The organism is Kribbella pratensis (assembly GCF_004365355.1).
Classification (GTDB): Bacteria; Actinomycetota; Actinomycetes; order Propionibacteriales; family Kribbellaceae; genus Kribbella.
This window is the reverse complement of the sequence record NZ_SODP01000001.1, coordinates 3,137,659-3,158,417: the sequence shown is the minus strand read 5'-3', so window position 1 is coordinate 3,158,417 and position 20,759 is coordinate 3,137,659. Positions and strand designations below refer to the sequence as shown.

Annotated in this window: 24 protein-coding genes; 14 read left to right on the top strand and 10 right to left on the bottom strand. The window is 66.9% G+C overall.

Annotated features, from left to right (window positions below; translation table 11 throughout):
* Positions 1-5: 5 nt before the first annotated feature.
* On the top strand, positions 6-1,544 hold the full coding sequence (gene mmsA, locus EV653_RS14935; protein WP_134103111.1) for a multiple monosaccharide ABC transporter ATP-binding protein: 1,539 nt from the start codon (positions 6-8) through the stop codon (positions 1,542-1,544).
* Positions 1,541-2,785, top strand: coding sequence for a multiple monosaccharide ABC transporter permease (gene mmsB, locus EV653_RS14930; protein WP_134103108.1), 1,245 nt, complete (start codon positions 1,541-1,543; stop codon positions 2,783-2,785). Before mmsA ends, mmsB begins: the two co-directional genes overlap by 4 nt.
* Positions 2,786-2,833: 48 nt before the next feature.
* Here mmsB and EV653_RS14925 read toward each other — a convergent pair whose 3' ends face one another.
* Both EV653_RS14925 and EV653_RS14920 read right to left on the bottom strand, forming a co-directional pair.
* Entirely contained in the window at positions 2,834-3,469 is a 636-nt protein-coding gene (locus EV653_RS14925) for a TetR/AcrR family transcriptional regulator (RefSeq protein ID WP_134103105.1), read from the bottom strand.
* Positions 3,470-3,630: 161 nt separating this feature from the next.
* A complete protein-coding gene (locus EV653_RS14920; RefSeq protein ID WP_134103102.1) occupies positions 3,631-4,179 on the bottom strand; it encodes a helix-turn-helix domain-containing protein in 549 nt (182 codons plus the stop codon).
* 63 nt (positions 4,180-4,242) lie between these two features.
* Between EV653_RS14920 and EV653_RS14915 the strand changes: the two genes are divergently transcribed.
* The 5 genes from EV653_RS14915 (at position 4,243) to EV653_RS14895 (ending at position 9,160) form a co-directional block, all read left to right on the top strand.
* Positions 4,243-5,397, top strand: coding sequence for a pyridoxal phosphate-dependent aminotransferase (locus tag EV653_RS14915; protein ID WP_202871601.1), 1,155 nt, complete (start codon positions 4,243-4,245; stop codon positions 5,395-5,397).
* A 67-nt stretch (positions 5,398-5,464) separates the two neighbouring features.
* A complete protein-coding gene (locus EV653_RS14910; protein ID WP_166679399.1) occupies positions 5,465-5,845 on the top strand; it encodes a nuclear transport factor 2 family protein in 381 nt (126 codons plus the stop codon).
* A gap of 89 nt (positions 5,846-5,934) precedes the next feature.
* Positions 5,935-6,753 (top strand): LLM class flavin-dependent oxidoreductase, encoded by an 819-nt coding sequence (locus tag EV653_RS14905; protein ID WP_134103092.1) that lies wholly within the window; start codon positions 5,935-5,937, stop codon positions 6,751-6,753.
* Positions 6,754-6,926: 173 nt separating this feature from the next.
* Complete coding sequence (locus tag EV653_RS14900; RefSeq protein ID WP_134103089.1) at positions 6,927-8,510, top strand: flavin monoamine oxidase family protein; 1,584 nt, start codon at positions 6,927-6,929, stop codon at positions 8,508-8,510.
* Positions 8,507-9,160, top strand: a complete 654-nt coding sequence (locus tag EV653_RS14895; protein ID WP_134103086.1) for a Rid family hydrolase — start codon at positions 8,507-8,509, stop codon at positions 9,158-9,160. The genes EV653_RS14900 and EV653_RS14895 overlap by 4 nt, the downstream gene beginning before the upstream one ends.
* A gap of 57 nt (positions 9,161-9,217) precedes the next feature.
* Here EV653_RS14895 and EV653_RS14890 read toward each other — a convergent pair whose 3' ends face one another.
* Positions 9,218-9,631 (bottom strand): winged helix-turn-helix transcriptional regulator, encoded by a 414-nt coding sequence (locus tag EV653_RS14890; protein ID WP_134103083.1) that lies wholly within the window; start codon positions 9,629-9,631, stop codon positions 9,218-9,220.
* Positions 9,632-9,693: 62 nt separating this feature from the next.
* On the opposite strand from EV653_RS14890, the gene EV653_RS14885 reads away from it, so the two are divergent.
* Entirely contained in the window at positions 9,694-11,079 is a 1,386-nt protein-coding gene (locus EV653_RS14885) for an MFS transporter (protein WP_134103081.1), read from the top strand.
* Positions 11,080-11,184: 105 nt separating this feature from the next.
* Positions 11,185-12,075 (top strand): aminoglycoside phosphotransferase family protein, encoded by an 891-nt coding sequence (locus EV653_RS14880; protein WP_134103079.1) that lies wholly within the window; start codon positions 11,185-11,187, stop codon positions 12,073-12,075.
* A 19-nt stretch (positions 12,076-12,094) separates the two neighbouring features.
* Here the strand turns inward: EV653_RS14880 and EV653_RS14875 are convergent, their stop codons facing one another.
* A complete protein-coding gene (locus EV653_RS14875; RefSeq protein ID WP_134103076.1) occupies positions 12,095-12,382 on the bottom strand; it encodes a hypothetical protein in 288 nt (95 codons plus the stop codon).
* 183 nt (positions 12,383-12,565) lie between these two features.
* Here EV653_RS14875 and EV653_RS14870 point away from each other — a divergent pair, with 183 nt between their 5' ends.
* Together EV653_RS14870 and EV653_RS41135 are read left to right on the top strand one after the other, a co-directional pair.
* Positions 12,566-13,285, top strand: a complete 720-nt coding sequence (locus EV653_RS14870) for a GAF and ANTAR domain-containing protein (protein WP_134103073.1) — start codon at positions 12,566-12,568, stop codon at positions 13,283-13,285.
* Positions 13,286-13,385: 100 nt separating this feature from the next.
* Positions 13,386-13,529, top strand: a complete 144-nt coding sequence (locus EV653_RS41135) for a GPGG-motif small membrane protein (protein WP_166679398.1) — start codon at positions 13,386-13,388, stop codon at positions 13,527-13,529.
* Positions 13,530-13,559: 30 nt separating this feature from the next.
* Here the strand turns inward: EV653_RS41135 and EV653_RS14865 are convergent, their stop codons facing one another.
* From EV653_RS14865 to EV653_RS14855, 3 genes are all read right to left on the bottom strand, one after another.
* Positions 13,560-14,021: an SRPBCC domain-containing protein gene (locus EV653_RS14865; protein WP_134103069.1), complete on the bottom strand. Its 462-nt coding sequence runs from the start codon at positions 14,019-14,021 to the stop codon at positions 13,560-13,562.
* Positions 14,022-14,058: 37 nt separating this feature from the next.
* A complete protein-coding gene (locus EV653_RS14860) occupies positions 14,059-14,940 on the bottom strand; it encodes a DnaJ domain-containing protein (protein WP_134103066.1) in 882 nt (293 codons plus the stop codon).
* A 76-nt stretch (positions 14,941-15,016) separates the two neighbouring features.
* Positions 15,017-15,463, bottom strand: a complete 447-nt coding sequence (locus EV653_RS14855) for an Hsp20/alpha crystallin family protein (RefSeq protein ID WP_134103062.1) — start codon at positions 15,461-15,463, stop codon at positions 15,017-15,019.
* Between the two features lie 126 nt (positions 15,464-15,589).
* Between EV653_RS14855 and EV653_RS14850 the strand changes: the two genes are divergently transcribed.
* The gene (locus EV653_RS14850; RefSeq protein WP_134103058.1) at positions 15,590-16,315 is read left to right on the top strand and encodes a hypothetical protein; all 726 of its coding nucleotides are present in this window, start codon (positions 15,590-15,592) and stop codon (positions 16,313-16,315) included.
* Between the two features lie 11 nt (positions 16,316-16,326).
* On the opposite strand, the gene EV653_RS14845 is transcribed toward EV653_RS14850, so the two are convergent.
* Positions 16,327-17,253 (bottom strand): alpha/beta fold hydrolase, encoded by a 927-nt coding sequence (locus tag EV653_RS14845; protein ID WP_134103055.1) that lies wholly within the window; start codon positions 17,251-17,253, stop codon positions 16,327-16,329.
* A gap of 210 nt (positions 17,254-17,463) precedes the next feature.
* On the opposite strand from EV653_RS14845, the gene EV653_RS14840 reads away from it, so the two are divergent.
* Complete coding sequence (locus tag EV653_RS14840) at positions 17,464-17,985, top strand: type 1 glutamine amidotransferase domain-containing protein (protein ID WP_134103052.1); 522 nt, start codon at positions 17,464-17,466, stop codon at positions 17,983-17,985.
* Positions 17,986-17,992: 7 nt separating this feature from the next.
* Entirely contained in the window at positions 17,993-18,349 is a 357-nt protein-coding gene (locus EV653_RS14835; RefSeq protein WP_134103048.1) for an ester cyclase, read from the top strand.
* A 198-nt stretch (positions 18,350-18,547) separates the two neighbouring features.
* Here EV653_RS14835 and EV653_RS14830 read toward each other — a convergent pair whose 3' ends face one another.
* Complete coding sequence (locus EV653_RS14830; RefSeq protein ID WP_238159737.1) at positions 18,548-19,822, bottom strand: NAD(P)/FAD-dependent oxidoreductase; 1,275 nt, start codon at positions 19,820-19,822, stop codon at positions 18,548-18,550.
* A 53-nt stretch (positions 19,823-19,875) separates the two neighbouring features.
* Positions 19,876-20,724 carry a GNAT family N-acetyltransferase gene (locus tag EV653_RS14825; protein ID WP_134103041.1) on the bottom strand — a complete coding sequence of 283 codons (849 nt, stop codon included), beginning with the start codon at positions 20,722-20,724 and terminating at the stop codon, positions 19,876-19,878.
* Positions 20,725-20,759 lie beyond the last annotated feature (35 nt).

The following is a 20,759-nucleotide window of genomic DNA, read 5'->3' as shown; positions in this document are numbered from 1 at the left end:
GGCCGGTGGACGACGTACTGCTCGAGATGCGAGGGATCACGAAGAGGTTCCCTGGCGTCACGGCGCTCGAGGATGTGTCGCTGGTGGTCCGGCGCGGGGAGATCCATGCGATCTGCGGTGAGAACGGCGCCGGCAAATCAACGCTGATGAAGGTGCTGTCCGGCGTCTACCCGGCCGGCGCCTACGACGGCGAGATCAGGTTCGACGGGCGGCCGGTGCACTTTGCCGGCATCCGCGACAGCGAGGCCGTCGGCATCGTGATCATCCACCAGGAGCTGGCGCTGGTGCCGTACCTGTCGGTCGCGGAGAACATCTTCCTCGGGAACGAGCGCCGGGGCCGCGGTGGCCTGATCGACTGGAACCGGACCAACGCCGACGCCCGCGGCCTGCTGGCCTCGGTCGGGCTGGACGAGAACCCGGTCGCCCCGGTCATCCAGCTCGGGGTCGGCAAGCAGCAGTTGGTGGAGATCGCGAAGGCGTTGTCGAAGGACGTCCGGCTGCTGATTCTCGACGAACCGACGGCCGCCCTGAACGACGTCGACTCGGCGCACCTGCTCGATCTGCTCCGACGGCTGCGCGACCGCGGGATCACCTGCATCATGATCTCGCACAAGCTGAGCGAGATCACCGCGATCGCCGACTCGACGACGGTGATCCGCGACGGCCGTACCGTCGAGACGCTCGACATGGCGTCCGGGGACGTCACGCAGGAGCGGATCATCCGCGGCATGGTCGGCCGGGACCTCGAGAGCTTCTACCCGGACCGGGATTCCGCGCCGGGTGCGGAGGTACTGCGGATCGAGGACTGGACGGTGTGGCACCCGGTCCAGCCGCGCAAGGTCGTCGACGGCGCGTCGCTCACGGTGCGGGCCGGTGAGGTGGTCGGCATCGCCGGTCTGATGGGCGCCGGACGGACCGAGCTTGCGATGAGCGTCTTCGGGCGTTCGTACGGACGCAATATCAGCGGCCGGCTGTATCTGCACGGCCGCGAGGTCCGGGCCCGGACGGTGGCCGAGGCGATCCAGCATGGCATCGCCTACGCCACCGAGGATCGCAAGCGGTACGGACTGAACCTGATCGCCGACGTACGGGCCAACATCTCGGCCGCGGGGCTCGGCAAGCTGGCCCGGGCCGGGTGGGTCAACGGCAACGAGGAGATCAAGGTCGCCGAGCAGGGCCGGCGCGACCTGAACATCAAGACCCGCACGGTCCTGGACGTCGTCGGCACGCTGTCCGGCGGCAACCAGCAGAAGGTTGTGCTGTCCAAGTGGCTGTTCACCGACCCGGACGTGCTGATCCTGGACGAGCCCACCCGCGGTATCGACGTGGGCGCCAAGTTCGAGATCTACACGATCATCAACCGGCTGGTGGCGCAGGGAAAGGCGGTCGTCGTGATCTCCTCCGAACTTCCCGAGTTGTTGGGGATGTGCGACCGGATCTACACCTTGTCGGCCGGCCGGATCACCGGCGAGCTGCCGGTGGGCCAGGCCACTCAGGAGAGCCTGATGGCGCTGATGACGATGGAGAAGGAGCTCGCCGGATGACCAGCACCAAACCTTCCGCTCCGGCAGAACAGACCGAGAGCACGTCCTCGGCCGCACTGCACATCGGCACCAGCGATCCGCTGACCCTGGTCATGCGCAACCTCCGGCAGAGCGGCATCTACATCGCGTTCATCGTGATCGTCGCGCTCTTCGCCTCGCTCACCCACGGTGTCCTGCTCAGCCCGGGCAACATCACCAACATCGTGCTCCAGTACTCGTACATCCTGGTGCTGGCGATCGGCATGGTGATCCTGATCATTGCCGGTCACATCGACCTGTCGGTCGGGTCGATCGTCGCGTTGACCGGCGCGGTCTCCGCCGTACTGGTCATTCAGCACGACCAGCCGTGGTGGATCGGCATCGTGGCGGCCGTGGCGGTCGGTACGGCGGTCGGCGCGTGGCAGGGCTTCTGGGTGGCGTACGTCGGCATGCCGGCCTTCATCGTGACGCTGGCCGGCATGTTGCTGTTCAGGGGCCTGACCCTGGAGGTCCTGGACAACGTCTCGCTGTCGCCGTTCCCGGCGCAGTACCAGAAGGTTGCCAGCGGCTTCCTGAACGGGCTGATGGGCGGGCAGGGCTACGACGCGTTCACGCTGCTGATCGCGGCGATCGCGGTCGCCGGGTACGCGGTCGGCGTGTTCCGCACCCGGCTGGCGCGAATCCGCTACGAGCAGCCGGTCGAGTCGTTCCCGCTGTTCGTCGCCCGGGTGCTGGTCGTTGCCGCTGTCGTCATGTACTTCGCCTGGCAGCTTGCCCACGCCCGCGGCCTGCCGATCGTGCTGATCGTGCTCGGGGTGCTGGTGGCGGCGTACGGGTTGATGACCAAGAACACCGTGTTCGGCCGCCAGATCTACGCGATCGGCGGCAACCTGCCGGCCGCGATGCTGTCCGGCGTGAAGGTGCGAAAGGTCAACTTCTGGATCTTCGTCAACATGGGATTCCTGGCCGGCATCGCCGGCGTCATCTACTCGTCCCGCTCCAACGGCGCACAACCCGCCGCCGGCAACATGTTCGAGCTGGACGCGATCGCGGCAGCATTCATCGGCGGCGCGGCCGTCGCGGGCGGTGTCGGCACGGTGGTCGGTGCGATGGTCGGCGGCTTGATCATGGCGGTAATGAGCAACGGCATGCAGCTGATGGGCGTCGACCAGTCAACCCAGTCCGTCGTCAAGGGCCTGGTGCTCCTACTGGCCGTCGCCTTCGACATCTACAACAAACGCCGCGCCGGCACGACCCGCTGACAGGTCGAACGACGTTCGGCCGCCGTGTCGGATCTGAGCTGGGGTGGGTCAGGTGAGGCTGTCGCCCACGAAGTTGAGATTGAGGGACTCGATGCGGCGGAGTTGGGCGGCGGGGACGTCGCGGAGTGGGCCTTGTCCGGTGAGGACGGCGGTGCCGTGGACGAGCGCCCAGATGGGGTATTCGATGCCGACGCGTCGTTGTGGGTCCAGGGCGCCGGCTTCGACAAGTTCGTCGAGGGCGTCGCGCAGTAGTCCGAGTGGGCTGCGGTCCGGTTCGTCGCGGGCCGCGTACGTGTGCTGCTGTGGTAGGGCGAATGCGGTTGCGAACAGGCCGGGCTCGTCTTGGGCGAACCGCAGGTAGGCGGTGCCGATCGCGCCCAGTCGACGCTGGGCTGCGGCGGGGTTGCCGCGTTTGCCGCGGACGCGCGCGATGCCGGCGGCCATGCGGTCAGCGAGTTCCTTCATCGCGGCGGTGCAGACCGCGGCGAGTAGTTCGTCGCGATCGGCGAAGTGTCGGTAGGCGGCATTGGGTACGACGCCGACGATCCGCGTGGCTTCTCGCAGTACGACGGCATCGGGGCCACCAGCACGTGCGAGCTCAACTCCAGCCGCGACGAGTCCCGCGCGAACGTCGCCCCGCCGACGCTGCCGTCGTGGTGTTTGCTCTGTCGCCCCTTCGTCCATGCCGACAGCATAACGGCGTGGACATCGTCCACTAAGCTGACGAACGTGGACGGCGTCCACCAAACTTGGAGAGAGTTCGGACGCTCGGGCTGATCGACGGCTGCGACAGCTTCCGGTCACCGAAACAGACCTGAAAGTTCTGAGTCAGCTCGGCCGGTCAATCACCCCTCGGCGTGGAACATCAGCAGTACGGCGTGATTGTCCTGGTCGTGCCCTTGGTACACGTGCGTGCGTGAGGCGTCGAAGAGGATGGAATCGCCCTCGGACAGCTCTGGAGGCGCATCGGCTGGTCCCACGCTGATCCGCCCGCGAGTGAGCACCAGGCACTCCTGTACGCCCGGCAGGTGCGGTGCTGACTCCTGCTGTGACTGTGACACGTCAATGTCATAGACCTCGACAGTTCCGCGCAGTTTCACGCGGTGGAGCAGGCGAGCGCTGACTGCGTCGCCCTCGACGCGCGGTCGCTGGTGGTCGTCGGCGCGGACGACTTCTGGACCGCGGGCCGGCGCTTCCAGGAGTTCACCGAGCGGAACCTGCAGGGCGGTCGCGAGGGACCACAACGTACTCAACGTCGGATTGCCTCGGCCCTGCTCGATGCCGTGCAGCGTTGTCTTGCTGACACCGCAGGCTTGCGCGAGCGTGGCCAAGGAAATCCCGGCCTCGGTACGCAATCGGTGCACGGCATCGCCGACCACTTGCGTCGAGTTCATGTGTATCAGGATACTGCTATCGACGTACCAGTAGATAGAACACGATGGGGGAGTGCCATGACGGTGAGCAGACTTCGGGAGATCCCTGGGATCGGGGTCGACGTGGTGGGCGACTCAGCCGACGCCACCGGCGATCCATCGTTCCTGCGTCTGGAGAATCTCGACACCGACCTCCGGCCGCCTGAGGTTGCGCTCGCCGCCACCCGGGCCGCGATCGACGACGATGCAGCCAACAGCTACCTGCCATTCCAGGGCCATCGCTCGTTGCGCACGGCCGCTGCGGCACACGTCGGCCGGATCGCCCGACGTAACTACGACCCTGATACCGAATGCGTCAGCGTCGCCGGCGGGCTGAACGGGATCCTCAACACCTTGCTCGCCACTGTGGAGCCCGGCCAGGAGGTCGTGTTGTGTGACCCGATTTACGCCGGTCTGGTCAACCGCGTACGCCTGGTTGGCGGCGTACCCCACTTCGTCCCGGCAGAGGTGACGGAGAACGGCTGGACGGTGGATCCCGAGCGACTTGCCGACGCGGTCGGACCGCAGACGGCGGCTGTTTTGATGATGGGCCCGGCCATGCCTACAGGCCTGGTGCTGGACGACACTCACTGGTCCGCTCTTGCGGCTGCTTGCGAGCGGTACGACGCCTGGTTGATCTACGACGCCGCCATGGAGCGGCTGCGGTTCGACGGCCTCGGGCCCAGTCATCCCGCCACACATGAGGCTCTGGTACCGCGGACCATCACCGTCGGCTCAGCTTCGAAAGAGTTGCGACTGATCGGTTGGCGCGTCGGCTGGGTCGTCGGTCCCGCCGACATCATCGGGGACATCCGGCTGGTCGGGATGACGAACGTCGTCTGCCAGGTCGGCTTGGCCCAGAACGCCGTCGCAGCTGCCCTCAACGCTGTCGACGCGGATGCCGACGTAGCGACGGCAACCGCTGAATGGCGACGCCGCAGCGACACAGTGCTGACCCAACTGGCCTCATACCCGGTCATCCGTCCCCAAGGCGGCTGGTCGATGCTTCTGGACACCAGACCACTCGGACTCAGTCCGTCCGAGCTGAGCCACGCGCTCTTCCACCGGGCGCAGGTGGCGGCCACGCCCATGGACGGCTGGGGACCCAGCGGACAGCACTTCCTCAGGATCGTTTTCGCGAACGAATCGGTCGACCGCCTCGAGCAGCTCGGCGACCGATTCCAGCTAGCCCTGCGGTGACTTGTTCACTGCGACGATTGATCTGGCGTCGTTGCCCGGGTCCCTGCGGCGCGTTTAGATGCCCTTTGTGACGGACGCGGACGATGTTCTTGCTGCGGCGATCGGCCGTGCCGAGGCGATGGCAAGTCGTGATGAGCACAGCCTTCGAGAGCTTCTGCATCCCAGCTTCTGCTGGGTGTCGCACAAGGGTGACTGGTTCGATCTGGAGTCGTATCTCGACTCGAACCGGGGCGGCTCGAACAAGTGGTACGGCCAGGTGCTGCACGATCCCGACGTACGCGTCGTAGGTGACACGGCTGTCTTGAGGTGCATCGTGACTGATCGGGTGGACGTCGGCACAGGTCAGCCCGAGACCTTCACGATGCCTATGACGCAGACCTGGGTGCGCGAGTCTGACCGGTGGCTGTGCCTCGCCGGCCATGCGGGTCCTCGGCTGATGGGCGATTGAACTCCGATCGAGTTGTCGGATCGTGGGTGGCGGGTTCGTGGAGAGAGCAAGCGGACCTAACAGGATCTAAGACTCGAAGGAGAACCACGATGAACGACCGGGCCGGGCGAGCAACCAGACCATTCCGATTCGGGGTCGTCGCGCCGATCGTTTCTGACTTAGCGACGTGGCGAGACCGAGTACGCCGCATCGCCGACAGCGGCTACTCGACGTTGCTGATGCCCGACGTTCCTACCTGGCAGCCGGCACTTGGGCCCACGCTGGCAACCGCGGCCGCGCTCGCTGACGTGCGGATTGGCTCCTGGGTCTATGCCGCCGCTCTGCGCGAATCACGGAGTACCGCGTGGGAGGCCCACTCGCTCTCAGTACTCACCGACGGCCGCTTCGAAATGGGTATCGGCGCCGGCCGACCCGGGATCGAGGTCGAACTGGGACTGCCTGCCGTCTCCCAGACTGAGCGTCGCGCCAGGATGCGCGAGACCGTGGCCGCCCTGCGTGAGTTCGACGGCCCCGATCTGCACACGCCGGTCGTCATGGCGGTGAGCGGACCGAAGTCGCAGGCCTTGGCGCTGGAAGTCGCCGACGGTGTCACCTTCGTACTCGCGGCGGACGACGATCGGGTCGAAACCACGAAGCGTGTGCGTGACTTTGCCGGCCGCCGCGACATCGAGCTGGCCCAGCACGTCGCCGCCGTCGGTCACGGTGTCTCTCCATTCATGGCGGCTCCCAACCTCGACACCGCAGCTCTCCGCGCGGCCGACTCCCTCGTCATACTCCCCAGCGACCCCGCGGCAGCCGCCGAAGAAATCCAACGCCGCCGCGAGGAGATCGGCTTCTCGTACTTCGTCATCGGCGCCAACTTCGCCGACACCCTCGCCCCAGTCGTCGCCAAGCTCGCCGGCCAGTAGCCGACGCAGCGTAGAGCACGCGCGGCTGGGCTGACATGTTCGTTAAGTGGAAACATACCTGTCGGTACGAGCGTTAACTCTTTACGCTCCTGACATGCCGTGACAACACCGTCTCCTTAACTTTCTGGTCAGCAATCTCAAACGCCCAGTGAGTTGCCCAGTGAGGAGAAGGTATGGCGCAGACCAGACGTCAGTTCCTGCAGCAGGTCGGGATCACCGGTGGGGCGGGGGTTCTGTACTCCACGATGTCGGCGCTCGGCCTCACGAGTGTCGCCGAGACTCCCGCGTACGCCGCTCCGTCGCGGGCCGACCTGACCGGCCGCGGCGCCAAGCACATCGTCGTCCTCGGCGCCGGGATCGCCGGACTGACCTCGGCGTACGAGCTCCTGAAGGCGGGTTACAAGGTCACCCTGCTGGAGGCCCGCAATCGTCCGGGCGGTCGCAACTGGACCGTCCGTGGCGGAACCGTGGAGACCGACCTGGCCGGCAACACCCAGCGTGCGACGTTCTCGCCCGGTCAGTACATGAACGCCGGGCCGGCGCGGCTGCCGCAGCACCACGTGACGCTCGAGTACTGCCGCGAGCTCGGCGTCGCGATCGAGCCGTTCGTCAACCAGAACGCCGACGCATACCTGTACCGCGAGGGCTCGACTGCCCTGTCGAACAAGGCGATCCGGCATCGCACCGCCAAGGCTGACGTGTACGGCTACGTCGCCGAGTTGCTCGCCACTGCCACCGACCAGGGTGCGCTCGACGGCCGGCTGACCGCGGCCGATAAGGAAGCGCTGATCGGGTTCCTCGGCAGCTTCGGCTCGATCGGGAACAAGGCGGCCGGCTTCGCGTACACCGGGACCGACGGCCGCCGTGGCTACACCGTCGAGCCGGGCGCCGGGTTGGAGGGCGGTACGACGGCCCCGCCGTACGCACTGAGTGATGTGTTCGCCAGCGGCGTCGGGAACTACTTCTCGTTCGAGTTCGGCTGGGACCAGGCGATGATGATGTTCCAGCCGGTCGGCGGCATGGACCGGATCCCGTACGCGTTCGAGCGCGCGATCGGCAAGGACAAGATCCGGTACGGCGCGGAGGTGACCGGGTTGAAGAACACCGGCTCCGGCGTCGAGGTCACGTACAAGGACGGGACGCGGACCCGGATGATCACCGCGGACTACGCCATCTGCACCCTGCCGCCGCACCTGGCCGCGAAGGTCCCGTCCAACCTGCCCGCGCCGATCATCGAGGCCCTCAAGTACGCACGACCGACGAACGCCGGCAAGATCGGCATCGAGTACGGCCGGCGCTGGTGGGAGGAAGACCACAAGATCTACGGCGGCATCACCAACAGCAGCCTCGACACGGTCAACACCTGGTACCCGTCGTACAACTTCCACGGCGAGCGCGGGACCGTGATCGGCTACTACAACACCGGCGCGAACGCGAACGCGTACGGCGCTCTGACTCCGGCGGCGCGTCTGGAGCGCGCGCTGATGCAAGGCGCCAAGATGCACGGTGACGTGTACACCAAGGACGTGAAGGCGGCGTTCTCGGTGAACTGGCTGGGCACCAAGTACTCCGAGGCGTCCTGGGTCAGCTGGCCGTCCCAGACCGACGGGATCTACGCCCGGCTGCTCGATGCCACCGGCAACATTTACTTCGCCGGGGACCATCTGTCCCACGTCATCGCCTGGCAGCACGGCGCGATCACGTCGGCGCGGGCGACGGTGACCGCGTTGCACGACCGGGTGGTGGCGAGCCGATGAGAACACGACTGCTTGTTGGGGCTGTGGCGTTGGTGGTGTCGTTCACAGCAGGTGCCGGTACTGCGGCCGGCTGGTGGGACAAGCCCAGACCGCCGAAGCCCGGGACCGTCGTGCCGGCGTTGCCGGCCGGCCAGGCGAACCCGATGATCGCGACCGGCGTCGGGATCGGCGCGAACACGCCGGTCTACAAGACGAGCGGGATCGGGCCTTCGGCTCTCAACACCGGCGCTCCGGCCGGGTCCGAGGCGTCGTACATCGACACCGCGATCTTCCCGGGCGGGGCGCTGCCCACCGGGGTGACGATCACCGAGGCCCAGGGCATCAACGTGCTCAGGCGTATCGGGGAGAACCTCGCGGCGGTTGGACTGTCCTACGCCGACGTCTACACGATGCGGGTCTTCCTGCAGAATCCCGCCGGTGCGGCGACGGCCGACTTCGCCGGCTGGAACCGTGCCTACCGGCAGTACTTCGCGAACACCGATCTCACCACCGGTGCCTATGTCCCGGTCCCGCTCGGTACGGCGCCACCCGCCAAGCCGTTCGTGATCAACAAGTCGCGGCCGTCCCGCTTCGCGCTGGAGATCGAGAACCTCCCGGTCTCCGGCTGGCTCGTCGAGGTGGAGGTCGACGCGGCCTACCCGCAACACTGATCCGCTGGTCGTCAGCACCTACCAGCCGCGCCCCCGTCGGGGCGCGGCTGGCTCATCTCAGGACGCGCCGAGCGTGTCGTAGCGGGCTCGTGCTGTGGCGATCTCTGCTTGATGCGTCTCCGTCCAGGTAACCAGCGACTGGATCGTCGCGTGCAGTGTGACGCCGAGTGGAGTGAGTTCGTAGTCGACGCGTGGTGGCACGACGGGATGCACGGTGCGGCTGACCAGCCCGTCGCGCTCCAGTTGGCGAAGCGTGACGGTGAGCATGCGCTGGCTGATGCCGTCGATGGTCTTCTTCAGCTCGGTGAACCGCATGCACCGGTTGTCCAGGAGTGCGATCACCAGCAGCGACCATTTGTCGCCGATCCGGTCGAGGATCTGCCGTACGTCGCAGTCCTCCCGCGTGTCCCACTGGAACGCGTCCTCGGTGCAGCAGGAGTGACTCGGTTCCTTTGAAGTGCCTTCTTCCACAACTCCCGATGGTTCCTGATGATGGGGTCAGTTACAAGAGGTAACCATGAAAGGGAGTCCCTGTGTCATCAACCGTCACCCCGCAACGGCTGACCGGTCGCGCCTGGGCCGTTCTGTTCGTACTCTGCGGCGCGATCTTCCTCGAAGGCATCGATGTCTCGATGATGGGAGTCGCCCTGCCGTCCATCCGCGCCGAGCTCGGGCTGGCCACCGGCGAGCTGCAGTGGATCGTCAGCGCGTACGCGCTCAGCTACGGCGGCTTCGTGCTGCTCGGCGGCCGGGCTGCGGACCTGCTCGGCCGCCGCCGGATGTTCGTCACCTGGCTGGTCGTGTTCCTGCTGTTCAGCGGCCTCGGCGGGTTCGCGACCGAGGGCTGGGTGCTGATCCTGGCCCGCTTCGTGACCGGTATCGCGGCCGCCTTCATGACCCCGGCGGGCCTGTCGATCATCACCACGACGTACCCCGAAGGTCCGCAGCGCAACAAAGCTCTCCTGGTGTACGCCGGAACCGCGGCCGGCGGGTTCTCCTTGGGGATGGTCACGGGCGGGCTGCTCAGCGCGATCGACTGGCGCTGGGTGTTCTTCGCGCCGGTGATGGTCTCGGCAGTGATCCTGGTCGGGGCGATCGCGCTGATCCCGCGAGACAATGCAGCAAGGGATCGCGGTGGCTTCGACCTGGTCGGTGCGCTCACGCTGACCGGATCGATGTTGTTGCTAGTGGCAACAGTTGTCCGCGCGCCCGAGGTGCCGCCGACGCAGACAACGTCGACCGCGGCGATCGGCCTCGTACTCCTGGCAGCTTTCGCGTTGATCGAGCAGCGGGTATCCACACCGTTGATCAGGCTCGGGCTGTTGCGGAACACCGCGCTCGTGCGGGCGAATCTCGGCGCGATTCTGCTGGTCGGTTCTTTCGTCGGGTTCCAGTTCATCGCGGTGCTCTACTTGCAGGAGCTGCGCGGCTGGTCCGAGGTGGAGACCGGCCTCGCGCTGATGGTGATCGGCATCGACGCCGTACTCGCCCCGACACTCACGCCATGGTTGGTGAATCGGTTCGGCAATGGGCGGGTTGTGCTCGGCGGATTCGTACTCGCGGCTCTCGCCTACACCGCGTTCCTGCCGCTGGGGCAGAGCTTTGCTGCGATGCTGCCGGCGTTCCTGCTGCTCGGGCTCGCGTTCGCGCTCACTTACGGGCCGTTGACGATCGCGGCCACCGAGCGAGTGCCCGAGGAAGAGCAGGGGCTGGCGAGCGGCGTACTGACGACATCGTTCCAATTCGGCTCCGCCCTCGGGCTGGCGGTGGTGGCCGCAGTTCTGGCCGCGTCCGGCGAACTCACCGCAGACGCCTTCCGCACCGGACTCGCGGTGCCCCTGACGGCCGCCCTACTCGGAATTCTGGTAGCCGGAACGGCGCGGAATCGAAGGCACCAGACGTCTGCCGAACTGCAGTAACACCCGTAGGCGCCTGTGAATCTCGGTTGCTCTGGGTGCCGGCGTGTGAATACTGGCTGTCGTCTCGGTTGAGGTTGTCGGAGGGAAAGGGCCGCGGGAGTGGACATGCACGATGATCAGGTGGAGGTGAGCACTGGGATCGTTGCGGCCTTGGTTCGGGAGCAGTTTCCGGAGTGGAGGGGTGAGGCGATCCGGCGGGTGGCGTCGACTGGGACGGTCAACGCGATTTTCCGGATCGGGGACAGGCTCTCTGCGCGTTTTCCGCTGCGTCTGGTCGATGCCGGCGAGGCGCTGGCGGTTCTGGAGCGGGAAGCTGAGGCGAGCGCGGAGCTGGCGCACGTGTCGCGGTTTCCGGTCCCGGAACCCGTCGCGTTGGGAAAGCCTGGAGCGGGGTATCCCATGCCGTGGTCGGTGCAGACCTGGTTGTCCGGAACGGTCGCCTCTGACGCAGACCCGAGTGGGTCGCACGCCTTTGCCGAGGACCTTGCGGCGTTCATCGCGGACCTGCGGAACGCCGAGACGCGGGGACGGCTGTTCAGCGGTGACAACCGTGGCGGCGTGCTTGCTCAGCACGACGATTGGATAGCGGAGTGCTTCGAGCAGAGTGCGGGGCTGCTCGACGTACCTCGGCTGCGCCGGGTGTGGAGCCAGTTTCGGGAGTTGGCGCGCACGGGTGCAGACGTGATGAGCCATGGTGACTTGATTCCCGGCAACGTACTGGTCGTGGGGGACCGGCTCAGCGGCGTACTCGACACCGGAGGCTTCGGTCCGGCCGACCCCGCGCTTGACCTGGTCAGTGCCTGGCACCTGTTGCAGTCAGGTCCGCGGGAGGTACTCCGGCGGGCACTGGCCTGTGACGAGCTGGAGTGGGAGCGCGGCAAGGCATGGGCGTTCGAACAGGCGATGGGTCTTGTCTGGTACTACGCCGAGAGCAATCCGTCGATGAGCAGGATGGGACGCCGGACGCTCGATCGCATTCTGGAGTCGATGAAGTGATGTCGCCCGGATCCCTGAATCAGTGCAGTGGCATCGGGCACAGGGGTTCGGTGGCTACGTCGGCCAGGTCGTAGGCGATCAGGGGACATCGCCGGCAGTAGAGCAGTCCGTCGCGGGGATCGGTGAACAACTCGTGACCGTGCGGCCGGTTGGTGGCCGGGCATCGGGTTCTGTACGGGTCGTGCCGGTCGGCGAAATGAGCACCGCACCGGACACAGATCCAGCCCGCGGGGACGAGCCCTGTGGTCATCACCCGCTGTGCGTCAGCCACCCAATGGCCGTTGATCTCCGTGAAGAACCCGGTCACGCCTCGTCTCCGAACGATGGCAAACAACGTCCAGAGTGCCCAGACGAGCCGATCTCAATCTACCTGAGAACGGCGGACAGCGGGATTGTCGCTTGGATACCAGGGACCGGTGGCGGTGTATTAACCGCGTTTTTGGCGGCAGCAGGGTTTCAGGGCAGATTGTTTCCGGGCAGATTAAGGCGCATGGAACTCGGTGACCCAGCAGAGGCCCTCGCGGCGCCCGGCCCGGAGCGGGACGCGACCGCCGACATGTTCGCGCGGCTTGCGGTGGAGCTGCATGGCTCCGCCGGTGTCGAGGAGACGGTCCAGGCTGTGGTCGAGTTCGCGCTGCAGGCGTTGAGCTGTTCGTACGCCGGTGTAGCGCTGGCCACTCGCTCCGGGCCCGAGGTTCCTGCGGTGACCGACCCAGTGGTGGGGGAGATCTACCGGTGGCAGATGGCCGATGGGGCGGGCCCGTTGACCGCGTGCATGCGGGATCACACCACGCTCCTCGTGCGCGACACCGCATCGGACGATCGGTGGCCGGACTGGTCTGCGAAGGTGCTGTCGTTGGGGGTGCGGAGCGTTCTCGACGTACCTCTGACCACCGCGAGCGGCACGGTCGGCGTCCTGGGGCTGTACAGCGCGGCGCCGGATGCGTTCGATGCCGACGACGAAGCCGTAGCGCACATCTTGGCGCGGCACGCGTCCGTGGCGGTGGCGACCGCACGCAAGGAGGCGACGCTGGCCCAAGCGGTCGACGCCCGCAAGTTGGTCGGGCAGGCGATGGGCATCCTGATGGAGCGGTACGGCGTCGACGGCGACCGCGCATTCGCGATCCTGAAACGCTACTCCCAGGACACCAACACCAAACTCCGCGACGTCGCCCAGCAACTCATCGACACCCGCCGCCTACCGAGGTAGGGCTCGAGGCAGTTTGAGTGGGTTTCCGCGCGGGCACCGGGCCAGGTCAGAACGGGGATTCGGTCTGCCGGGACCACCGGCCAGAGATTTGGGAGTGACCATGAGTCTCATTCTGTGGATCATCGCGGCGATCCTCGTGATCGCCGGGATCTTCTCGCTGTTCCGTGGCCAGCTGATCTGGGGCATTGCCCTGATCGTGATCGGACTGCTCGTCGGCCCTGGTGGCGTCAGCATCTTCACCTGATCGATCCGGCCCTCCGCCGCGCGCCCGTCGTCATCCTGCGGACTCGGGCCGGCGGGGGACCGGCGTGACTGGAGTCCGTCCTTCGACTGCCTGCTCGAGGCGGTCGAGGGCGGTTCTCCAGAACGTGTCGTAGTGCTCGAGCCGGCTGTGGTGGATGCCGCCCTGGGTCAGGATCAGGTGGGAACCGCGCCGCGCCGGCACGACGTCCACCAGGACCGTGGCCGGGGGATGTGGCGGGTCGTCGAAGGCCGCCTGGAAATAGTGCGGCGGCTCGCACGTCGTCACGATGCCCGTCTGCTGTGTCTGCGGACCGGTCGCGACGAGGAAACCGCCGTACTGCGTGTTGCTCACGAGCGTCGCTCCTAGCCACCCGCTCAGCAGTTCCGGCTTGGTGATGAGGTCCCACAGGCGATCTGCGCCACAAGTCAACGTTCTGACATACCTGAGTTGTGGCGCCCGCCTTGTCACTTCTGCATATGTAGTACGCCCCATACCCGCCTAGTGCCCACCATCGCCAGTGGTAGTCGTGTCAGGGGTGGGGGCAGGGGCGAGCCGGGGGCTTGCTGCTGTCGATGAGTTTCCGTGCGACGTCGCCCGGCTCCGCGTTGGTCTCCTGCGCATAGCGGTTGATCACGGACAGAGCCTGGTCGGCGTCGAGACTGTTGCGTTCCATCAGGATGCCGACCGCTTGACCGACCAGCTTGCGCCCGTCGGCCTGCTCCCACAGGTCATGTTCGCGCTGCGCGCTGGCGAGCGCTATCGACGCGTGCCGGGCGAGGATGTGCGCGATCGCTTCCTCGGGCGGTCCGAATGCTTCCGGTTCGGTGCTGTAGAGACACAGGACGCCGACCGCTCCGGCTCTGGTCCGCAGAGGTACTTCGAGCACGCTGCGGACACCGAGCCCGCCGACCTCTTGGGTCCAATCCGGCCGACGCTGCGAGAGCACAGACGGATCGGCGACGGGAGCAGGCTCGTCGGACCCGTCGACGGTGTGCAGCGCGACGCCGGCATAGTCGCAGGCCAGGACCTTCAGCGCGAAGTCGACCACAGCGCGGATGGTCCCTTCGACACCGTCGGCTTCGTGCAACTCCAGCGCCAGCTGTGCGAAGCCTTCCGCGGTACCGGCCGGATCCGCGGCGGTCCCGGGATCGGCGAGGTGAGTCGGTCGGTGCCGGTTGTCGTACCGGCGGCGGGCGAGTGGATCACGGAGTACGGCGTACGCCGCGAGGATGCGTCGGAAGACCTCAGGATCGACCGGCTCGGTATCCGCGTCCGGCGGTCGGGTGTCGGGATGCAGCCGGTGGGCGAGGACCCGGAACGCGTGCTCGATCCGGGCGTCGTCGGCGTCGCACTCCACGCCGAGGACCGCATACAGGTCGTCGGTGATCGGAGCTGCTCGGGTGTCGTCCATGGCTGATCTCGAGTCTCGGAGCGGTGCAGCGCCCGGCGATGCGGCAGCCTGCCGTACCGCCGGGCGCAGCTGCGGGTCAGGCGTTGATCTGTTTGTGCTGATCCGCCGTGCCGATGGCGATCTTGCGCGGCTTCGCCTTCTCGGCGATCGGGATCCGCAGGGTCAGGACACCGGCCTCGTAGTCGGCCTTGATCCCGTCGGCGTCGAGAGTGTCGCCGAGGAACAGTTGCCGGGAGAACACCCCGAGCGGCCGTTCGGCGACCTGCATCTCGACGTTGTCGCCGCCCACGTCCGGCGGCCGGCGTTCGGCCTTCACGGTGAGCACGTTGCGCTCGACATCGAGCTCGATCGCCTCCGTGGCCACGCCGGGCAGGTCGAAAGCTACGACGTACTCATCGCCGACGCGGTAGGCGTCCAGCGGCATCGGGGTCGGCCGCGACCAGGTCCCCGGCGTCCCGGGTGAACCCAGGAATTGCTGGGTGAGTCGGTCCAGCTCCCGGAACGGGTCAGTGCGCATCAACATCGCTTCACACCTCCTGTTGGACATCAACTGTGGTGTCAACACGCACCTCTGATATAGCATGTCATCCATTCGATGACAAGCAGCATCGTCAACGGATTGGCGACACGAAGGGGATGTTGGATCGCGATGCATCAGAGCAACGACGACGTACCGCTCGGACGGACCGGCGCGCTGCGAGGATTCGGGGATCTCTACGACCTCTACACGTCCGAGCTGGACGAGTCCGGGCAGGACCGCCTGCTGGCTGCCCTCGAGAAACTGCACGAGATCCGTGGCTACCTCGACCGATGGGAACCGGCGCTGATCACCGCCGCGAGAGAGCGCGGGCTGACCTGGGCACAGATCGCACCGGCGCTCGGGCTGGCCAGCAGGCAGGCGGCCGAACGCCGTTACCTGCGGCTCAATCCGCACGCCGTCGACGCTCCCGGCTCGACCCGGGAGTTGCGCGTCGAGGCCACGCGCAATCAGCGCTCCGCCGACCGCGCGGTCGCGGACTGGGCGCGGGGACACGCGGCCGAGCTCCGGCAACTCGCCGGCCAGCTGACTGCCCTCGACTCGACGGCCACCGGACGGTCCGCACGCAGTAATCGCTCCAAGGCCCGTTCCTCGGCCGTCTCGTCCTCGCGGACCGCGAATCAGTCCGGGCTGGACCGTCTCCGTGCCGCACTTGCCGGCGACGACGTCGCCGACCTCGTCGGCCCGCTGACCAGTCTCGACGACGCCGTCCACGCCCGGCTGCGAGCGAATCGCCCGGAGCTCGCCGACCAGGTCGTCGCACTCGAGCGGACCACCGCCCAGATCCGCGACGACGACCTCACCCGCCGCAACACACCCGGAGAAACCACGACCTGACTGCGCGTGGCTTATCGACGCCGCTGCGTTGCTGGGCCTGCTATCGCGGTTCGCAGGAAGGGCGTCAGGGATTCCAGGGTGGTGTCGGGAGCTTCTTCGGGAAGGAAGTGGCCGGCTGGGACGGCGGCTCCGCTGACGTCGGTGGCCCACGATCGCCAGATCTCCAACGGGTCGTACCAGGTGTTGACTGCGCCGGTCGAGCTCCACAGGACGAGGACCGGGATGCTCAGCTGACGACCTCGGTCATGTTCGTCGTGCTCGATGTCGGCTGTGGCCGCGGCGCGGTACTGCTCACAGATTGCGTGCACGCGGCCCGGGTCGTGGAACTGTTCGCGGTAGATCCGCCGTGCCTCGGGATCGAAGGCGCGGGGGTTGTCGGACCACGTGTCCAGCAGGTGGTCCACGAACGCATCGGGGTCGCCGGCGATGAGTCGTTCAGGGACAGGGCTCGGGGCTGCCAGGAACGACCAGACCCAGTACCCGAGTGCGAAGTCGCGATCGGCTCGGGCGTAGGCGTCTGCGGTCGGGATGACGTCCATCACGGCCAGCGCGTTGATCGTGTCGGGGTGGTCGAGCGCCATGCGGTAGGCGCAGCGTGCCCCGCGATCGTGCCCGACCACGCTGAACTCCGGGAACCCCAGCTCGCGCATCACCGAGACCTGGTCGACGGCCAGGCTTCGCATCGAATGGCCGTGAAGCCCGCCCCCAGCGCCCTCAGCGCCGTCAGCGCCAGGAAATCCGGAGGCGCCGTAACCGCGGAGGTCCGTGGCCACGACGGTGAACTCGCCGGCCAGGCGCGGCGCGACATAGCGCCACATCAGGTGTGTCTGCGGCATCCCGTGCAGTAACAGCACCGCCGGACCGGTTCCGGCATGCACCCCGAAGATACGGCCGCCGGCTGTCTCGATCGTGAACTCGTCGAAGTCGTCGAAGACCACGTCGCCTCCACGCGGTGGAAGAGGCCGCGACTGGCTCGGTGGAACGTGGCTCCCGGCACGCATCTCCACAGTACCTCGTTGCGCGATCCGATCCATCGCGCCGAATCTCCCTTGCCGGCGCACCCGAGGGCTCCGTCCGCATGCCCCCGAGTCGTCCCGGGTACCGACCAGAAGTCATCACTCGAATCGCGTGAACCTGAGGAGGAATCGATGGGCAGGATTGCATTCCTGGTGGCCGCTGAAGGCATTGAGCGGGTCGAATTGACCGAGCCGTGGAAGGCGGTCGAGGACGCCGGCCACGAACCGGTGCTGGTGAGTCCGGACAGTGGCGAGGTACAGACGTTCAACCACCTGACCGCAGCCGACAAGCTGCCTGTCGACGAGGTTGTCGCAGATGTCTCGGTGGACGAGTTCGCTGCGTTGGTCCTGCCAGGCGGGGTGGCGAATCCGGACGCGTTGCGGACCGACGCCAAGGCGGTTGCCTTCGTCAAGGATTTCGTTGCCTCCGGCAAGCCTGTGGCCGCGATCTGCCATGCACCCTGGACGTTGATCGAGGCCGACGTCGTTCGTGGACGTACGCTGACGTCCTGGCCCAGCCTGCAGACCGACCTGCGCAATGCCGGCGCCAACTGGGTGGATCAGGAAGTCGCCACCGACGAGAACCTGATCACCAGCCGGAACCCGGACGACCTGCCGGCGTTCTCGGAAGCCCTGCTGAAGGCTCTCGGCTGACCGTGTCATGAAGCGTGGAGAACTGGACGACTTCTACCGCAGTTATCTGCAGCGGTGTAACGAGCATCGGTTCGACGAGTTGGGCGAGTTCGTCGACGGATCAGTCGAGGTGAATGGTGTGCCGCACGATCTGCAGCGGTACGCCGGGGGCCTGCAAAGCGTCGTACAGGAGTATCCGGACTTCCACTGGGAGCTGCGGCATCTCCTGGTTGACGGTGAGTGGCTCAGCGCACACCTGATCGACACGTACACCACCTCCGCCGGCCGGACCGCGAGCCTGCAGGAACTCGCGATGTACCGCGTGGCGGACGGCAGAATCGTCCAGGTCTGGGGTGACCTGGAGCACAGCCGCCTGGCACGGTAGACAGCTGCCAGGAGCCCGGCTCAGCCGCTTGATTGCGACTGTCCTCGGTGGGTACCGAATAGACATGGTGCCGGGTTGATGCCCCCGAGTCGCCCGGCGCCGCGGCCTCTGTGTTCAGACCAGCAGCACACGAGGCCCGCCGGTTGCAGCCGGAGCCGAGGGGTGTGGGCAAGCCCGCACCCCTCGGGGCTACCCGGGTCAGCTGTGTAGCCGTTCCGGCGCCGCAGTTTCGAGCGGTACGTCGTCGGCCGGGATGACGCCGAGTTGCGTCGTCTGACGCCCCAGGACGGCGTCGAACAACCAGTCGGTGGCTGTGCGGACGCGGTTCCCGGGCATCGACAGCAGGTGGTATCCGCGGGTGACGACCTTCGCAGGCAGGCCGGCCAACGGCACGTGGAGCGGATCAGCGGCTGCTTGGGTGCCGCCGAGGTCGACGAGGAAACCGAGATCCTCATGCCGGTAGGGCTGCTGGGTGCCGCTTCCGAAGCTCGCCGCGATGTTCGCAGCCGCCCGTTTGCCTTGTCGTTCGGCGTGCTGTGCGGTCATCGGCGTCACCTCGCCGGGCCTGGTGAGATCAGGTACGGCGGCCGCGTCACCGCAGGCGAAGACCTCCGGACGACCGGGCACCCGGAGGTACTCGTCGACGACCAGGCGACCCTTGTCGGTCTTCAGACCGAGCCCTTCCACCAGCGGATCGGGCCGCACTCCGACGCACCAGATCAGTGATTGTGTCGGGACGAAGGTCTTGTCGGTGAGACGTACGCCGTCGCGCGTTGCCTCCTCGACCGAGAGGCCCATCCGGACCTCGACGCCGCGCTCCCGCAGTACTTTGTCGGCCGTACGCGAAAGGCGTTCGTCGAGTTCTGGCAGAACGCGGTCTGCGACGTCGAGGAGCAGCCACCGGATGTGCTGATCACGGAGCCTGGGATGGCGCTTCCTCAGTAGTTCGGTGTAGAGGACGCCGTGTGCGGCGACTTCCGTACCGGTGTATCCGGCTCCGACGACCACGAATGTGCACAGGGCGTCGCGGGCGGACTGGTCGTCGGTCGCGTCGGCAAGTTCGAGCTGTTCGGTGAGGTGGTCGCGGAGGAAGATCGCTTCGGGAATCCCGCGGAAACCGTGTGCACACTCGGCGATTCCCGGAATGGGCAGGAGCTTGTTGACGCTGCCGGCCGCAATGAGCAGCCGGTCGTACGACAACTCGCCGCGCCCGCCGCCCGGTTCGGCGTACCGCACTGTCCGGGTGTCGAGGTTGAGACCGTCGACCTCACCGAGGATCAGCCGTACGCCGGGCAGAGTGTCGGCGAGCGACACCGTCACTCGCCGGGGTTCGATGATCCCTGTCGCGACCTCCGGTAGGAGCGGGACGTAGAGGAAGTAGTCGGTGGGGTTCACCAGGATGATCTCGGCGCGATTCCTGGCGAGTTTCCGCAGTCGGCGTGCGGCATGGAAGCCGGCGAACCCGGCACCCACTATGACAATCCTGGGCCTGTTCATGGGCCACCAGTACCTGCGCCGCCAACCCATCAAACAGGCTTCACCAGGACCGCGCGGGTATAGAGGAGGTCGAAGCCGCTGCGTTGGGCGTTCTGCTGGGACTTCGATGCCGGTTGGGTGGTGATGACACCGACGTCGCAGCCTGCGGCGGCGGCGTCGGACAGGCGGGTGAAGAGGAGAGCGGACTGGATGCCCCGGCGACGATGGCCGGGGAGTGTGGCGGCGCCCGCGAACTGGGCGACACCCCCGGTTGTCCGGAGTCCGGCCCCGCCGGCGATTTCGCCGTTCAGTACGGCGATGTAGCGCGTGATGTCGGCTGCCGCGGCGTCGCGTTCGGCCTCGATGTAGGTGTCGCGCGGGAACTCCTCGCGCCACGGAACTCCCTGGGTGTCCGGTACGGCGACGGCGTCGGCCATCAGGTTCAGCCAAAGGTCGAGCTCGTCGTCACCGCTCGGGCGGATCTCGATTCCGTCGGGCAGCGTGACGTCGTACTTGTCGGCGATGGCGATGCCGAGCACGTTCTCGAACGACTCCAACCGGTATCCGTGCCGGCTGAGGACGATGCCGATCTCCGGGTCGGCGAGATGCGGTAGCTCGACCTGCACAGGTGCGCCCACGCCGGCGTACGCGTGCTCGATCTCGTCGAGTACGTCGTCGGCCGGTACGCCGTCGAAGCCGAGCCCGACGACCTTGTTGAACGGCGAGTCGTCGTCGGCGAAGCTCGCGAGGCCGCCTGCCAGCGGGATCACGAAACCCCGGCCGTTGTCGAGGCGACGGTGAGTGGCGAGCGCGGTGGCTTCGATGAGCTCGGTTTCGGCTCGCTCGATCCGCTGCGCCAGGTCCGTGTCGCAGAACAACGGTGTTCGTTCGATCGTCATGCCCGTCTGTGTCACGGAGGCCGCCAGACGTTACG

What these genes read in the sequence shown, in the direction of transcription:
- EV653_RS14900 (WP_134103089.1), top strand. Translation starts at nt 6,927, where the DNA reads ATGGCGCAGACCAGACGTCAGTTCCTGCAGCAGGTCGGGATCACCGGT.
- EV653_RS14905 (WP_134103092.1), top strand. Translation starts at nt 5,935, where the DNA reads ATGAACGACCGGGCCGGGCGAGCAACCAGACCATTCCGATTCGGGGTC.
- EV653_RS14865 (WP_134103069.1), bottom strand. Translation starts at nt 14,021, where the DNA reads ATGGGGCGTACTACATATGCAGAAGTGACAAGGCGGGCGCCACAACTC.
- EV653_RS14825 (WP_134103041.1), bottom strand. Translation starts at nt 20,724, where the DNA reads ATGACGATCGAACGAACACCGTTGTTCTGCGACACGGACCTGGCGCAG.
- EV653_RS41135 (WP_166679398.1), top strand. Translation starts at nt 13,386, where the DNA reads ATGAGTCTCATTCTGTGGATCATCGCGGCGATCCTCGTGATCGCCGGG.
- EV653_RS14925 (WP_134103105.1), bottom strand. Translation starts at nt 3,469, where the DNA reads ATGGACGAAGGGGCGACAGAGCAAACACCACGACGGCAGCGTCGGCGG.
- EV653_RS14835 (WP_134103048.1), top strand. Translation starts at nt 17,993, where the DNA reads ATGAAGCGTGGAGAACTGGACGACTTCTACCGCAGTTATCTGCAGCGG.
- EV653_RS14870 (WP_134103073.1), top strand. Translation starts at nt 12,566, where the DNA reads ATGGAACTCGGTGACCCAGCAGAGGCCCTCGCGGCGCCCGGCCCGGAG.
- EV653_RS14895 (WP_134103086.1), top strand. Translation starts at nt 8,507, where the DNA reads ATGAGAACACGACTGCTTGTTGGGGCTGTGGCGTTGGTGGTGTCGTTC.
- EV653_RS14850 (WP_134103058.1), top strand. Translation starts at nt 15,590, where the DNA reads ATGCATCAGAGCAACGACGACGTACCGCTCGGACGGACCGGCGCGCTG.
- mmsB (WP_134103108.1), top strand. Translation starts at nt 1,541, where the DNA reads ATGACCAGCACCAAACCTTCCGCTCCGGCAGAACAGACCGAGAGCACG.
- EV653_RS14840 (WP_134103052.1), top strand. Translation starts at nt 17,464, where the DNA reads ATGGGCAGGATTGCATTCCTGGTGGCCGCTGAAGGCATTGAGCGGGTC.
- EV653_RS14880 (WP_134103079.1), top strand. Translation starts at nt 11,185, where the DNA reads ATGCACGATGATCAGGTGGAGGTGAGCACTGGGATCGTTGCGGCCTTG.
- EV653_RS14920 (WP_134103102.1), bottom strand. Translation starts at nt 4,179, where the DNA reads ATGAACTCGACGCAAGTGGTCGGCGATGCCGTGCACCGATTGCGTACC.
- EV653_RS14860 (WP_134103066.1), bottom strand. Translation starts at nt 14,940, where the DNA reads ATGGACGACACCCGAGCAGCTCCGATCACCGACGACCTGTATGCGGTC.
- EV653_RS14855 (WP_134103062.1), bottom strand. Translation starts at nt 15,463, where the DNA reads ATGTTGATGCGCACTGACCCGTTCCGGGAGCTGGACCGACTCACCCAG.